Raw genomic sequence first — 15581 nt, forward strand, 5'->3', positions numbered from 1 at the left:
GTACCATTTTGAAGTGGTACTGGCATGATTTTGATTATTTTACAAGTACTTTGAATGACTTTTTGATATTGCCTGATTCAATAACTACAAGAACCATATTACTCTCAGTACTTGGAGGTAATTGCACCTGTGTTTGAGCAGTAGACGACTTCATTGTTGTAAGTAGTTTACCTGTAACAGAGTAAAGACTTATTTGCATGTTTTCTAAATCACCTTCTGGTAAATCAGCGTCTACAGTAAGCATTTTTCCTGTTTCAACCGGATTTGGATACAATTTAACCTCAAGTGATTTCTGTGTCTTAATTTTAGAAGGACATGTTTGCAGCACTTTACCATCTTTAGTAGTCATTTTTACACTATAATCGGCTGTTAAATCCAATGTATTAGATTGAGCCTCACCTGCTGAAAAGTATTGATTTGTTCCAATTACTTGTCCGTTTTTAAACCATTGGTACGAAACAAACTCGTAACCTCCATTCGTTTGAGGGTTGTTGTTTACGATAAGTACATTATTGAATTTTTGGTGTACAATATCATAGAATCCAAATGGTTTTTCTACAGTTATAGCATAAGTAGCATTAGCACTTCCGTCTTCAGAAGTAATTGTTACGTTTTGCGTATAAATTCCAGGTTTAGGTGTATTGATCGTAAAATTAGCTGCAGGCGTAAAGGTTGCATTGGTTGTATTGGTCAATGCTACATTTACGTTGTTCTCGCCACATGCCATCAGGTAATTAATAGTTTTAGCCGGATTTGGATAAACTTTAGTACCAACAGTAATTTGAGTAACAGTGATGTCATTGTTTTTGATCACCAAAAGCTGTGAAACATCCGCAGCAGGTAAATAATTCGCATCACCAGCCTGAGCAGCAATAATTGTTACTTCTCCAGGTCTTAACATAGTTACTAGACCAGTTAATGGAGCAACAGTAGCAGCAGGTAAAGCTGTTTTGTAGGTGAAAGAATAGTTCACCGCTAAACCTGAACTGGCAGTAGCCCCCAGTGAGAACGTATTTATAGTTCCAAGAGTTTTTACTCCTAAAGCTGCGAAAGTAATTTGTTGCGCTGCTTTTTGAATAGTAAGCTGTGCAGTAAGCGTAATTGGAGAACAATTAGGCTCGCTTGCAGCAGGAGTTACTAGCGCAGTTACCGTATATGTACCCGCATTTGTAGCTGAATTTCCTGTAGATCCAGGTGCTATTGTATAAGCAACAGTAGCTCCTGCAGGTAAATTAGCAACTTGTATTGCTTGTGGGTTTTTGTTGTAGGTTACTGTAGCATTGCTAAAAGTTACTGCTTGAATAGACGAAGGAAGAACTTTAACGGTCTGATTTTGTGTGCTTGTGTTTCCACTGGCATCAGTATACGTCCAGGTAATTGTATAGGTTCCCGGTGTATTATAAGTTAAAGGATTCGTTGTGGTTGCAGTAATATTTCCACTACAATTATCCGTTGCAGTTGGAACTGGAATCTGAGCCGATAAAACAGCACAAGCACTTGTAATTACTGGAAGAGTAGCCACATTTGGTACTGGTGGTGTTACATCAGGAGTAGTGGTTAAAGTTACTGATAGTGGTGCAGTACAACCATTAGCATCTGTAACTGTTAGGGTATAGGTTCCTGTCGTTAATCCGCTGATGTCTTTAGTTGTTGCTGCATTTGACCATAAGTAAGTGTATGGAGTTGTACCGCCAGTTATAGTAGTGGTAATCGCTCCATTGCTTGCTCCATTGCAGGAAATGTTTGTTTGAGTTGCAATGGTGGCAGTTAATAGAGCCGGTTGGTTGATCACAATATTGGTAGTTTTGGTACATCCATTTCCATCAGTAACCAGTACGGAGTAATTTCCTGAAGGTAAGCCACTTGCAGTTGCTGAATTTCCTCCGGTTGGAGACCAAACGTAAGTATAACCACCTGTTCCACCTGTTACATTAACAGTAGCCGAACCATTGCTTCCTCCGTTACAGCTAACATTTGTTCCTGTAATTGTAGTTGCGATTGCAGCTGGTTCTAAGATGTTGTAAACTTGAGTTTTAGTACAACCACTACCATCAGTGATCGTTAAAGTGTAAGTTCCTGCAGTAAGTCCGGTTGCAGTTGCAGCCGTACCTCCCGATGGAGACCATGAATAGGTATAACTACCACTTCCGCCACTTACGGTAGCCGAAGCTTGTCCGTTTTGCCCTCCATTACAGGTTACATCAGTTTGTGCTGGGGTAACTGTAATAGCAGTTGGTTGATATACAATAATATTACTAACTGTTTTGGTACATAAGTTGGCATCTGTTATGACCACATTATAGTTTCCGGCAACAAGATCAGTTATAGTTTGTGTTGTTGCTCCATTTGACCATAAGTAAGTATAGCCCGAAGTACCTCCGGTTGGAGTAACCGTTGCAGTACCGTCAGCTTGCCCAAAACACGAAACTACTGTTGTAGTTGCAGTTCCGTTAAGAACAGCTGGTTGACTAATAACAATACCAGTTATCGTTTTAGGACATGCGTTAGCATCTGTAATGGTCACGCTATAAGTTCCTGCAGCAAGCCCGCTTGCTGTAGCCGCTGTACCACCTGTTGGAGACCAGGAATAAGTATAATTTCCGGCACCCCCGGATGGAGTAACTGTAGCCGAACCATTGGCATTACCGAAACAAGTAGCAGCTGTTGTAACTACAGTCCCGTTCACGGCGTCAGCTGGTTGACTAATAACAATACCCGTTATCGTTTTAGGACATGCGTTAGCATCTGTAATAGTAACACTATAAGTTCCGGCGGCAAGTCCTGTAGCGGTTGCTGCGGTACCTCCGGTTGGAGACCATGAATAAGTATATCCTGCAGTTCCTCCGCTAGGAGTTACTGTTGCAGTACCGTTAGCTCCTCCAAAACAAGAAGCGGCTGTTGTAGTTACAGTTCCATCAAGAGCTGCGGCTGGCTGACCTATAATAATATTGTTTATCGTTTTAGGACAGTTGTTCGCATCTGTAATGGTAACATTATAAGTCCCTGCGATAAGTCCGTTTATGGTTTGAGTTGTAGCTCCGTTAGACCATGCATAAGTATATCCTGCAGTTCCTCCGCTAGGAGTTACTGTTGCACTACCGTTAGCTCCTCCGAAACAAGAAACGGCTGTTGTAGATATAGTTCCATCAAGAGCAGCTGCTGGCTGTCCTACCACAATACCCGTTATCGTTTTAGGACATGCGTTAGCGTCTGTAATAGTAACGCTATAAGTTCCGGCGGTAAGTCCTGTTGCTGTTGCAGCCGTACCTCCCGATGGAGCCCATGAATAAGTATATCCTGGTGTACCACCTGAAGGGGTAACTGTTGCTGTACCGTTATTACCTCCAAAACAGGAAACGGCTGTTGTAGTAGCAGTTCCGTCAACAGCTGTAGGCTGGCCAATAACAATACCTGTTATCGTTTTAGGACATGCGTTAGCATCTGTAATGGTAACACTATAAGTTCCGGCAGTAAGCCCGGTTGCCGTTGCGGCTGTACCTCCGGTTGGAGACCATGAATAGGTATATCCCGGTGTACCTCCTGATGGGGTTACTGTTGCTGTACCGTTAGCACTTCCAAAACAAGAAGCTGCTGTTGTAGCTACAGTGCCATCAAGAGCGGTAGCTGGTTGTCCTACCACAATACCCGTTATCGTTTTAGGACATGCGTTAGCATCTGTAATAGTAACACTATAAGTTCCGGCGGCAAGTCCTGTTGCGGTTGCTGCTGTACCTCCTGATGGAGACCACGAATAAGTGTAAGCTGGAGTACCTCCGGTTGCAGTTACTGTTGCAGTACCATTAGATCCTCCAAAACAAGAAGCGGCTGTTGTAGTTACAGTTCCATCGAGAGCTGCGGCTGGCTGACCTATAATAATATTGTTTATCGTTTTTGGACATAAGTTAGCATCTGTAATAGTAACGCTATAAGTTCCAGCTATCAAACCTGTTATAGTTTGCGTTGTGGCTCCTGTAGACCATGCATAAGTATATCCTGCAGTTCCTCCGCTAGGAGTTACTGTTGCAGTACCGTTAGCTCCTCCGAAACAAGAAACGGCTGTTGTGGATATAGTTCCATTGAGAGCTGCTGCTGGCTGCCCTACCACAATACCCGTTATCGTTTTAGGACATGCGTTAGCGTCTGTAATAGTAACGCTATAAGTTCCGGCGGTAAGTCCTGTTGCTATTGCAGCCGTACCTCCTGATGGAGCCCATGAATAAGTATATCCTGGTGTACCACCTGAAGGGGTAACCGTCGCCGTACCGTTATTCGCTCCAAAACAGGAAACTGCTGTTGTAGTAGCCGTTCCGTCAAGAGCTGTAGGCTGGCCAATAACAATACCCGTTATCGTTTTAGGACATGCGTTAGCATCTGTAATGGTAACACTATAAGTTCCGGCAGCAAGTCCCGTAGCCGTTGCGGCTGTACCTCCGGTTGGTGACCAGGAGTAAGTATATGCCGGAGTACCTCCGGTTGCCGTTACTGTTGCTGTACCGTTAGTACTTCCAAAACAAGATGCGGCTGTTGTAGTCACAGTGCCATCAAGAGCGGCAGCTGGTTGTCCTACCACAATACCCGTTATCGTTTTAGGACATGCGTTAGCATCTGTAATAGTAACACTATAAGTTCCGGCGGCAAGTCCTGTTGCGGTTGCTGCTGTACCTCCTGATGGAGCCCATGAATAGGTGTATCCAGGTGTACCTCCTGATGGTGTAACTGTTGCTGTACCGTTACTACCTCCAAAACAAGAAGCGGCTGTGGTAGTAACAGTTCCGTCAAGTGCGGCAGCAGGCTGACCTATAACAATATTGTTTATTGTTTTAGGACAATTGTTAGCATCTGTGATGATCACACTATAAGTTCCGGCTACACGGCCTGTTATAGTTTGCGTTGTAGCTCCGGTAGACCATAAGTAGGTATATCCAGGTGTACCTCCAGTTGGAGTTATTGTTGCTGTACCGTTACTGCCTCCAAAACAGGAAACAGCCGTTGTCGTAGGCAGTCCATTTAGTGCTGTTGGTTGTGTTATCGAGAAGTTTCTGGTAATTTGTGTCAATTCAGCATCGGTAATTGTAACGGTGTATGCATTTGCAGACAGTCCGGTTGCCGATGATCCGGTACCTCCTGCAGGAGACCATGAGTAGGTATAGGGAGTAACTCCGCCAATTACGGTAACACTGGCAGCACCAGTAGTTCCTCCGTTACAAGCCACATCTGTTTTTGAGGTGGAAGAAGTGGCTAAAGCAGCCGATGTTACGAAAGTTGACTCGGCACCATAAGCTGTACCGGCAGTATTCTTTGCATAAGCTCTGTAATGAATAGTCGAACCAGGAGTTAATCCGGTTACAGTATTACTAAAAATTCCAGTTCCAGTTCCGATTTGAAATTTATTGTTTGCGATCGTCGGGCTTGCTGTTGTTGCCCAAACGATTCCTCTTTCTACATTGGCATCTCCGCCATCTGCAGTTACATTTCCTCCAATAATTGCTTTCGTTGAACCCACATTTGTTGCGGTTGTAGTAGTTACTGTTGGTAAACTTACCCCATCAACCCAGGTAAAATTATCAATTGCAAAATAATCGTAATTGGCGCTTAGCTGAATTTCAAGCTGGTCAATGTTGATATTGGTAAAATTTGAAACTCCGTCTGTCGCGAAGTTGACAGGGATAAAACCTTTATTAGGTAAGGCAACACCAATGTTTGCGCCAGTAGTGCTTTTTACAATAGAGAATTGTGTTACACCTCCAAGTTTTCCGGTTAAGGTAACCGAACCAGGTGCGCCATCAAAGGTACTATTAGGAGTCTGACCAGAAGTACCGGTAAGGTAAATCCATAAACTATTCATCTTAAAGCTTCCGGAGGCAGCTGTAATGTATCCGGTTTGTCCTAAACTTTCGGCTAATCCGCCATCCGTAACCTGTATAAATCGGTTTGAACCGTTATAGCCTAAACCTGCAAATTGAACAGTAGTAAAGCTAATGTAAGTGTTAGTCAGATTAAAGGTCTTACCATTGCTGGTAAAGTTAGGCTGGTTAATTGTCTGAGCTTCGAAGGTCTCTACTGTTTGTGCAGTCAATTGCTGCAGCGTAAAAAACAGTAGAATGAGTAATAGGTAGAGTTTTTTCATAATTAACTGATATTAGATTTATCATTTTGTATTCTTACATTTGTTTTTCAGTTTCAACTTTAAAGCTTTAACTAAAATTGAGTATCATGTATAAACAAGAGCTTACGATTATTGTTCAATCTATCATTGCGTCAAATACTATTGATGAACACACCACATGTGCGCGAAACCTTTCAGAATTTTATGAAAAAATCGCAACAGTTAACCATTTTGAGAACAACGAAGTTCTTGTGAAAGGTGGCGTTGCCTTGTCAAGCTCTGGTGCGGCAGACTGTGTTGACGATTATTTACGCACGGTTTATTTCATAAAAGGCGTTTATAAGGCTCTGACAAAATTGTGTATTGATTTTCCAGAGAGAAGTATTAATGTTCTTTATGCGGGTTGTGGCCCTTATGCAACTTTAATTCTTCCTTTACTTCCTTTGTTTCATAAAGATAGAATTAAAGCCATTTTACTGGATATCAATACTGCTTCTATAGCATCTGTACATCATATTTTATCGGTGACCGGTTTAAACGATTATTCATTAGAATTAATCGAAACAGATGCCATTACATATACAAAACCATATGATTTTGAAATTGATTTGGCCATTTCCGAAACGATGCATTATGCTCTTACCCGAGAGCCGCAAGTGGCGATTACACGAAACATTGTTTCGCAGCTGTCTTCACATGGAATTTTAATTCCCGAAGAAATCAAAATCGATTTGGCTTTTACCTTTTTCGATCATGAGCCGTCACTTAAAGATGCTAAAACAGAGGTTAAGGGCCACAATGAAATGCAGCCCTATCCTCATAGTGTATTTGTAGATAGATTATTTACAATAAGCAAAGAACTTTTTGGCAATAGAAGTCAGGATTTAGAATTTAAAAGTGACTTTTATAATCTGCCCGATGATTTTAGTAACCATCCCGATGTGTGTATTTTTACTGAAATCAGGATATTTGAAGACATCGAATTAAAAACTGCGGAGTCTTATATTACAAACCCTTTTTGTCTTGTTTCTATGTACAATCTTACAGAGTATTCTGAAATTCAGTTTTTATACGACTTCAGCGATATACCCAAATGGTCTTATAATGTAAAAAATGCTCTTAAATAGTTTAATTTCTGGAAGGGAAAATTCCTTCTAGACAAATGATATAAGATAATGCTACATAAGGCTGCATTATTGAGATAGGCAGATTGCTACCAGTGGCACCAGTGGTTACATTGCTTAATAAATCGACACTTGGAGTTGCTGTTGCAAAGCCTAATGTTGGTGCAAAAACTCTCGATACAAGAGCTCCCGGTATTGCTATCGATGCTCCGGCTACCGGTGTTGAATCTGATGCATTTGTTGCACTCACAGAAATTTTACCAGGTCCTGCGTGAACGTGAGCAGGAAGGTTGCTTGTTAAAATTGAAACGTTTGGTGTACCTGCAGCTTGTCCAAGAACGTAAGTTCCTCCAGGTGAAGTTCCTTGTCCAATAGCTGTTGCACCTTGTAGATTTGGTAAAGCGAAAGTAGTCTGACCATTTCCTCCATAGGTTGTACCAAGGATTGAGAATAATGCCGTATTTTGTGCAATTGACAATATTTGTCCGTTACAAAAGGCCCAGCCTCTTGGGGCAAAATTTCCCGCAAAAAGTTTTACAACTCCAATGAATTCTTCCATAGTGTTTAGTGTTAATAGGTTAGTGTTTATATTTGTTTTTGATATTACTTGTGTTTTTAACTAAGAAATAAAAGGACAATTTTTATATTTCAACTAAGATATAAAATATAAAACTCTCAAAAACAGGTGTTTCTACCTGTTTTTCTCTTCTAAAACAGGTTAAAACTAAGAATCTTAGGCACCGAAACTGAAAAATATGTCATGAGAAAGGTTTTTATTGTCATGAAATATCTTTTTAATGTCGGAAACACTAATAATGAGTGAGATAAATCGCAAGTAGCAGAAAAATGAGCCACATCCTTATGTTTATTGGTGTTTTGCACGATTTTACGGTAGAAATATGATAGTTGTAGGAGGTATAGTACAACCTAAGCTTTCTATTGACACATTATTATGAAAATTATGGAGAAAAAATTCTGCACCAAATACTAAGATCGTTGCGGCAAATTCGTAATTACTTGCAGTATGCTTTGCTTTAACAAGTGACACTTTACAAAGCTGATATCGAACAAGATCTCCTATCAATATTGACGTAACATAAAGCATCAGATGTTAATATAATGTTTTATAACGAGCTCAGTTTATTAATGTAAACGTAACCTTCCAGACCTACCCTCAGCTTTAATTTTGAAGACATATTATAAACAACACAATTGTAGTATATGTCATTTTTTAAAATCAGAATACATCGCTGTATAAAGATTGGATCGAAAGTCTTATTTCGAACACTCCATTCGCCAAATCATTCAAAAACAGTGTCTCATGTATAAGAAGTTTACAGATGAGGAGCTTGTTGAGTTATTGAGACAAGGAAAAGATAAAGCGTTTGATGAATTGTATTTCCGATATCGGGATGTATTGGTTCGGTTTGTTTATGTGAGGATGAAGTCGGTTCCGGTTTCCGAAGAGATTGTTCAGGAAGTTTTTGCAACAATTTGGGAAAGACGAAAGAGTTTGGTTATTCAAAAGCAATTTTCAGCTTATATCTACACCTCTGTTCGGTATACCACTTTAGATTATATAAAATTGCATACCCTCACCGATCAGTATATAAGAGAGGTTATAGACAGAAACACCAATGATTGCGACGGCAGCAACACTACCGAAGATTCTATTTATTATGAAGAACTGCAGGAAGCCGTTGATAAGGCTGCGTTATTGCTTCCTAAAAAATCCAAAGAAGTTTTTATTCTCAGCAGAATCAAACATTACACCAACAAAGAAATAGCCGAAGAACTTAATGTTTCGCACGAAACGGTAAAGTATCACATTGCCTACGCATTAAAGTTTATGCGAAACTACCTGGGTGAATTTAACTAATAGCAGATGGCTAATGTAAGGTTATGCATTTTTTCTTAACAAAAGCGTAACCTTAAGCGCCTACCTGAAATTACTATTTCTAAGACATACTATTAAAGAGATAAACACATTATAATGCCTGAAAAATCACATCAAGATATAAAACTTTTTTTAGAAGGGAAGCCCTCTTTAAATGGGGAAGAATTATGGAATAACTGGTACGATCATCCTGAAGAAATATTCGACACGATAGCATTGATCACATCAGACCAATCGAAGTTAAAAAAGGAAATTCAAAATATTAAAAAAACGAATAAGGTTATTTCTTTTCCTAATAGTAATTGGGCGGTGGCAGCTTCTTTGTTATTTGTAGTTAGCTTGTCCTGTTTCCTTTATTTATCCTCGCTAAAAACCATTACCAGGCAATATGCGACAAGAGCAGGAGAACATGCTAAAATAGTTTTAAGTGACGGAACTCAGATATGGCTTAATGCCGGAAGCCATGTAAAATATCCGGTTACTTTTAAGGGGGATACCAGAGAAATCTATTTAACCGGAGAAGCCTTTTTTGATGTAGCCAAAGATAAAAAGCATCCTTTTATCATTCATACCGATAAAATGGATACCAAAGTACTGGGAACGAGTTTTAACGTGCAGGCTTATCCGGATCAGACTACTCAGGAAGTTTCGGTGCTGACGGGAAGAGTGAATGTCAAATCAACTGTGACCGAAGAAAATGTATATGTAACTCCGGGGCAAAAAGTGGTTTTTAAATCGCACAGTAACAAACTTCAGACGTTTAAGGATATCCCAATGAACTCAATTTCGCTATGGCGGAAACACATTATCGTTTTTGAAGATGCCCCTTTACCGGAAGTCATTGCAACGATCAATCGAAATTATAACGTAACCGTTCAGATTGCAAACAAAAATTTAAACAACTTAAAAATTAGTGCTTATTTCAAAGAACTTCCGGCAGGACAGGTCGTTGCTTTGGTGTGCAATATTATCAATGCAGATTACAAAATAGAGTCGGGGACTTATGTCATCCGTTAAGTTTAAAAAATACGGTTGAGAGAAAAATAGTTCGCATAGCGCAATGCGGGTTAGCGGAGTGGAGAGAATTTTTAAAATCTCCAATTCCTGTTTCGATCAGCCGGAATACAATTCCCTTAAAAATCAAATTAAAAAATCTACGTAGAAAACCGTTCCACAATCAAAAACAATTAAAAAACACACAATCATGAATAAAAAGCAAATGCGGTATGTCGTAAAGGCTCAGAGCATTAATAAATCGGTACTAATGAAGGCACTGCTTTTCGTGGCGCTATTTTTTATCGGATTAACCGTAAAAGCGGCCCGTTTTGATATCGGTAAAAGAGTAACTTTAAAAGTAGAAAATGAAAGTATAAAGAGTGTTTTTCAGAAGATTGAAAAACAGGTCGACGTGCATTTTATGTACGAAACCAATCAGGTCAATACCAATCAAAAGATTAGTTTAAAACTTAACAATGTACCTCTGGAGCAGGCTTTGGATAAAATATGCAGCAATCTCTTGTTGAGATATGAAATGGTCAGCAATAATATTGTGATTAAGAAAAGCATAAAAGTTTCAGACGTCGGTCAGGGTAAAATAAGCATTTCGGGAACTGTTTTTGGCGGTGATGACGGAATGCCGTTACCGGGTGTTGGAATCAAAGACAAAGATTCGGATGCAACAGCCACAACAGATTTTGACGGAACTTTTAAAATCGAAATCAATTCGTCTGCAGCAGTACTTGTTTTTTCCTATGTAGGTTATGTGACGCAGGAAGTAAAAGTAACACAATCCGATAAAAACATAAGTGTAAAATTGGCGGCCGACATGAAACAACTGCAGGAAGTGGTTGTAATGGGATACGGAAGCGTAAAAAAGAATGAAGTTTTAGGATCAGTAGGAACCGTTTCGATGAAAGAAACCTCAAGCAGAACCTACAATAGTGCCGCAGAATTACTGCAAGGAACAGTGGCAGGTGTTACCGTAATTAATAATGGTGGTGATCCAACTGCCGAGCCTACAATTAATATAAGAGGTATCGGATCTTTGAACGCCGAAACACCACTGATTGTTTTAGACGGAATTATTTACAGCGGTTCTTTAAACACTTTAAATCCAAACGATATTGCTTCGATAAGTGTTTTAAAAGATGCGGCTTCTGCAGCAATTTATGGAGCAAGAGCTTCGGGAGGAGTGATTTTAATTACCTCTAAAAAAGGAGTTTCGGAACGCATAAACATCAATGTAAATTATCAGGGAGGTTTTCAAAACGTAGCTAAAAAGTTAGACGTTTTAAATGCGGCGGAATATGCGGATGCGATGAACACCGCCAGAGATAATGCAGGTATGCCGAGAATTCCGGCTTTTGATCCGGCTTTTGAACCAACAGCCAGAACAACAAAGACCAATTGGATGGATGAAATTTTCCGTACTGGCGAAATTCAGGATTTGTCTATTTCGGTAAATGGTAAAACGGAGAAATCTAATTTCTTTATTTCCGGAAGTTACCGCAAAAACGAAGGAATATTGTTAAATACCTACGGAACCCGTTATACGGCGAGAGCCAATTCTTCTTTTAAACTGGCACCTAATTTTACAGTGGGTGAAAATTTGTCGTACTCTTTAACAGATGGTCAGGCAGCCAATACAACAAGTGGTTACACAGGAGCCATTTTAGCAGCGATCTTTTATCCGCCAAACGCGACAATCTATAGAGAAGATGGTTCAGGAAAGTTTGGAGGCGTTCCTGAAAAATATATAGGTTCTTATGGAGACGTAATCAATCCGGTGGCCTATTTAAAAAGACTGGACAACCGCAATCCGATTTCGACTGTTTTGATTAATCCTTATGCAGAATGGGAAATCGTATCAGGTTTAAAATTTAAATCAAACTGGGGATATACCAGAATTCAGAACAACGCAACCGATTTTGCGGTAAAAATAACAGAGCCGGGTAAAATATTTGACTTTAACCGATTAACAAAATCTTCTGCTACCACAACTGACTTATTAAGCGAGCAGACACTTTCTTATGAAAAATCATTAGGGAAGCACAATTTTAAAGCACTTGCCGGATATACCTATCAGCAAACCAAAAGAGATTTTTATACCGTGCAGGGAACAGGCTTTGATAATGAAGATCCATCACAGCGTTATTTATTAAATGCTAAGTTAGTACAGCAGGTAGAAGCAGGAATGTCCGAAGAAATCATTTCTTCTTATGTAGGAAGACTGAATTACGACTTTAATCAAAAGTATTTGATTTCAGGAATTATACGTCGTGACGGTACTTCAAAACTAACTTCAGACAACCGCTGGAAAGTATATCCTTCTGTTTCTGCCGGATGGTTGATTTCTGAAGAAGGATTCATGAAAAGCATAGACCCGTTAGTAAGCAACTTAAAATTACGTGCAAGCTGGGGACAGATTGGAAACTTAGGAAATCTTGGACCTTACCAGTTTAGTGTGCCTTTAACGCAGACACAAGCTTTAATTGGAAGCAGTCCGGTAATCTCTTACGGTTATTCTGAGAGCGAATTGTCGAATCCTAATTTAAGATGGGAAAGTTCAGAGCAGAGCAACGTAGGATTGGATTTTACGATGTTTAACAATGCTTTATCAGGATCTGTAGATGCTTACATTAAAACGAATAAGGACATGTTGGTTCGCGATCAGCTTCCGGGAGTTTCAGGAACTCCGTTAGGAAGAATCGTAAATTCGGGTAATGTTGAAAATAAAGGAATTGAAGCCAGTTTAACGTACCAAAAAACACGTGGCGAATTCAAATTTGATGTAACAGCAAATGCAGCTTTCTTAAGCAATAAAATTGTTTCGATCAAAGACGATTTAACTTCCTTAGAGCCTTTAAATCTTAGCCGTGTTCGTAGTTTGTCTTTGGCTAATATCTATCAGGTTGGAAGCCCTGTCGGAGCATTTTACGGATACTCTACAGACGGATTGTTTCAAAGTAATGCCGAAGCAAAAGCCTATGTAAATAATAAAGGCGTAGTGTATCAGCCTAATGCGGTTGCAGGAGACATTAAATTTAAAGATGTAAATGGCGATGGTGTAATCAATAACAGTGACAGAGTAGTGCTGGGAAGTCCTTTTCCGAAAACGACCTTCAGTTTAAACACCAATTTCAGATACAAAGGATTTGATATGAACATCTTCCTTAGCGGAACAGCCGGAAACAAAGTTTTTAATGCCGTAAAATATACAGGTGTGAATGCTTCTTTCCCAGGTTATAACTTATTAGCCGATTCTAAAAATGCATGGTCGCCAACGAATACCAATACCAATATTCCGGTGCTTTCGTCAACAGACAACAATAATAATTTCGGAAGAATCTCTGATTTTTATATTGAAGATGCTTCTTTCCTGAGATTACGAAACGTTTCGATTGGATATACAGTAAAAGAACAATGGTTACACGGAAAAGCGAAACTTAGATTTTTTATCTCCGGGCAAAACCTTTTTACCATAACTAATTATTCAGGAATGGATCCGGAAGTGGGACTTAGGAATTTCGGTTTAGACTTAGGAAAATATCCGCTATCCCGTATTTATATGACAGGTGTCAACGCAACTTTTTAAAAAAATATAACACAAATAAAATGAAAAATTTAAGTCTTTTATTATGGAGTCTGGTGCTTTTAATGAGCATGTCGGCTTGCGAAAATGAACTTGATTTAGTACCTCAGGGAGCACCTTCAAGTGGTAATTTCTGGAAAACACCTGCTGATGCAAAAGCGGGAGTGAATGCGATTTATGCACTCTATTCGGATGATAATATGTACGGTCGTGGATTTTTCTGGCTGAACAATGCCAGTGATGATATCGGAACGAAACCAAGACAAAATGCGGAACGAATCAAAAATTTTATTGTTGACGGAGCAGAATCTGACACCAAAGACATTTGGAGACTTCACTATGAAGTGATGAAACGCTGTAACGATGTGATTCGCAATATTCCGAAAATCAGTCTGGACGATAAAACAAAAAACATGATGTTAGGAGAAGCGTACTTCAATCATGCTGTAATGCATCTGGAATTGGCCTATCACTACGGAGATGATCGTGCCGGGATTCCAATTCAGGACAGAGAAAACCCAACCAATGTATATGTGCCGCGTGCTAAAAACGTAGCCGAAAACTACGCCTATATCGCTGCCGATCTGATTAAAGCTGCCGATTTATTACCTTATTTCAATGAACTTAGTTCAGACAATTACGGACGTGCGCATAAAACGGCAGCATGGGGATATTTGGTGCGTACCTATTTGTATGCAAAAGACTGGGACAATGCAATAAAGTATGCCAATATGATTGTCAACAGTGGAAAACACAAATTACTGGATAATTTCGAAGATGTTTTTAAAATTAAAAACAACTGGTCGTCAGAGTACATTTGGTCCGTAACCTCGAGTGCCGAAAATACAAGCTTAGGATCTATTTTTCCGGGAGTATGTCTGGAAGATAAAGGCTGGGGAGTTTACAATGGCTGGGGAAATTTTTATCCTACTAAAGAATTGTTCGATACGTATGATCCTGCTGATAAAAGACGAAGTGCTACAATTCTTCAAAAAGGAGACAAGTTTATGTACTTCGGTGAATTAGTCACTTTTAATGAAGGAAAATATATGGTCAGTTCAAGTAACAGAACCGGTTATCAGTTTAAAAAATACATGGAGCCATTCGGTTATCCAAAAACGACATCGGGTGGAATTGATATTCGTTATGTAAATGCAAACGGAGACAAGCCTTCTACCGCTTTAAATGTACCTCTTTTACGTTATGCGGATGTAATCCTGATGCTGGCTGAGGCAAAATTAATGAAAGGACTAAGTGCCGATACCGAAATAAACCTGATTCGAAATCGTGCCGGTTTACCAAGTATTGGAGGAGCCACATTAACGGATCTGAAAAGAGAAAGACGTTGTGAGCTGGCAGGAGAATGGACAGACCGTCATTTCGATTTAGTACGCTGGGGCGATGCTCAGGCGACTTATGCAAAACCTTTACACCATTACAACGGAACAGTGATTTACCCTGCCCGTAATTTTAATCCTGCCATTCACCATGTATGGCCAATACCACCGGATGAGATTGCCGTGAGCAAAGGAGCCCTTTTCCAAAACAAAGGCTGGTAGTTAATAGTTTCATTTTGTTTGTTTAGTTTTTTTTACGCTGCAGGCTTAGTTGTGGAGCTTGCAGTTGTAAAGAAAAAAGCTAACAATCTGTATATATCGTTAAACACATAGAAACATAGATTTTATACTCTTAAATAAGGCGTTTCACTTATTTTAAAAACACAGAGGAAGCTATGCGTAAGAAACAGGTTTCTATGTGTTAAATGATTTTTTATTAATTACAGTCAACGGGTTAAAGAAATCTGTAGAAATCTTTTTAATCTGTGGTTCATCTTCTAAGTATTGAAGACCATATTAGAATTGA

At 39.5% G+C, this 15581-nt stretch carries 7 protein-coding genes; 5 read left to right on the forward strand and 2 right to left on the reverse strand.

What is annotated here, in order from left to right:
• Positions 1–34: 34 nt before the first annotated feature.
• The gene (locus tag LNQ34_RS18305) at positions 35–6127 is read right to left on the reverse strand and encodes an HYR-like domain-containing protein (RefSeq protein ID WP_230000765.1); all 6093 of its coding nucleotides are present in this window, start codon (positions 6125–6127) and stop codon (positions 35–37) included.
• 86 nt (positions 6128–6213) lie between these two features.
• Here LNQ34_RS18305 and LNQ34_RS18310 point away from each other — a divergent pair, with 86 nt between their 5' ends.
• Entirely contained in the window at positions 6214–7233 is a 1020-nt protein-coding gene (locus LNQ34_RS18310; RefSeq protein ID WP_230000766.1) for an SAM-dependent methyltransferase, read from the forward strand.
• Position 7234: 1 nt separating this feature from the next.
• Here LNQ34_RS18310 and LNQ34_RS18315 read toward each other — a convergent pair whose 3' ends face one another.
• Entirely contained in the window at positions 7235–7789 is a 555-nt protein-coding gene (locus tag LNQ34_RS18315) for a phage tail protein (protein ID WP_230000767.1), read from the reverse strand.
• A gap of 762 nt (positions 7790–8551) precedes the next feature.
• Between LNQ34_RS18315 and LNQ34_RS18320 the strand changes: the two genes are divergently transcribed.
• From LNQ34_RS18320 to LNQ34_RS18335, 4 genes are all read left to right on the forward strand, one after another.
• Entirely contained in the window at positions 8552–9109 is a 558-nt protein-coding gene (locus tag LNQ34_RS18320) for an RNA polymerase sigma-70 factor (protein WP_230000768.1), read from the forward strand.
• Between the two features lie 114 nt (positions 9110–9223).
• Complete coding sequence (locus LNQ34_RS18325) at positions 9224–10144, forward strand: FecR family protein (RefSeq protein WP_230000769.1); 921 nt, start codon at positions 9224–9226, stop codon at positions 10142–10144.
• A 187-nt stretch (positions 10145–10331) separates the two neighbouring features.
• Positions 10332–13721 (forward strand): SusC/RagA family TonB-linked outer membrane protein, encoded by a 3390-nt coding sequence (locus tag LNQ34_RS18330; RefSeq protein ID WP_230000770.1) that lies wholly within the window; start codon positions 10332–10334, stop codon positions 13719–13721.
• A gap of 20 nt (positions 13722–13741) precedes the next feature.
• Positions 13742–15277 (forward strand): RagB/SusD family nutrient uptake outer membrane protein, encoded by a 1536-nt coding sequence (locus tag LNQ34_RS18335; protein ID WP_230000771.1) that lies wholly within the window; start codon positions 13742–13744, stop codon positions 15275–15277.
• Positions 15278–15581 lie beyond the last annotated feature (304 nt).

It is taken from the genome of Flavobacterium lipolyticum, from assembly GCF_020905335.1.
Classification (GTDB): Bacteria; Bacteroidota; Bacteroidia; order Flavobacteriales; family Flavobacteriaceae; genus Flavobacterium; species Flavobacterium lipolyticum.

Coding starts and splice junctions, on each gene's coding strand:
- LNQ34_RS18310 (WP_230000766.1), top strand. CDS start 6,214: ATGTATAAACAAGAGCTTACGATTATTGTTCAATCTATCATTGCGTCA.
- LNQ34_RS18325 (WP_230000769.1), top strand. CDS start 9,224: ATGCCTGAAAAATCACATCAAGATATAAAACTTTTTTTAGAAGGGAAG.
- LNQ34_RS18320 (WP_230000768.1), top strand. CDS start 8,552: ATGTATAAGAAGTTTACAGATGAGGAGCTTGTTGAGTTATTGAGACAA.
- LNQ34_RS18335 (WP_230000771.1), top strand. CDS start 13,742: ATGAAAAATTTAAGTCTTTTATTATGGAGTCTGGTGCTTTTAATGAGC.
- LNQ34_RS18330 (WP_230000770.1), top strand. CDS start 10,332: ATGAATAAAAAGCAAATGCGGTATGTCGTAAAGGCTCAGAGCATTAAT.
- LNQ34_RS18305 (WP_230000765.1), bottom strand. CDS start 6,127: ATGAAAAAACTCTACCTATTACTCATTCTACTGTTTTTTACGCTGCAG.
- LNQ34_RS18315 (WP_230000767.1), bottom strand. CDS start 7,789: ATGGAAGAATTCATTGGAGTTGTAAAACTTTTTGCGGGAAATTTTGCC.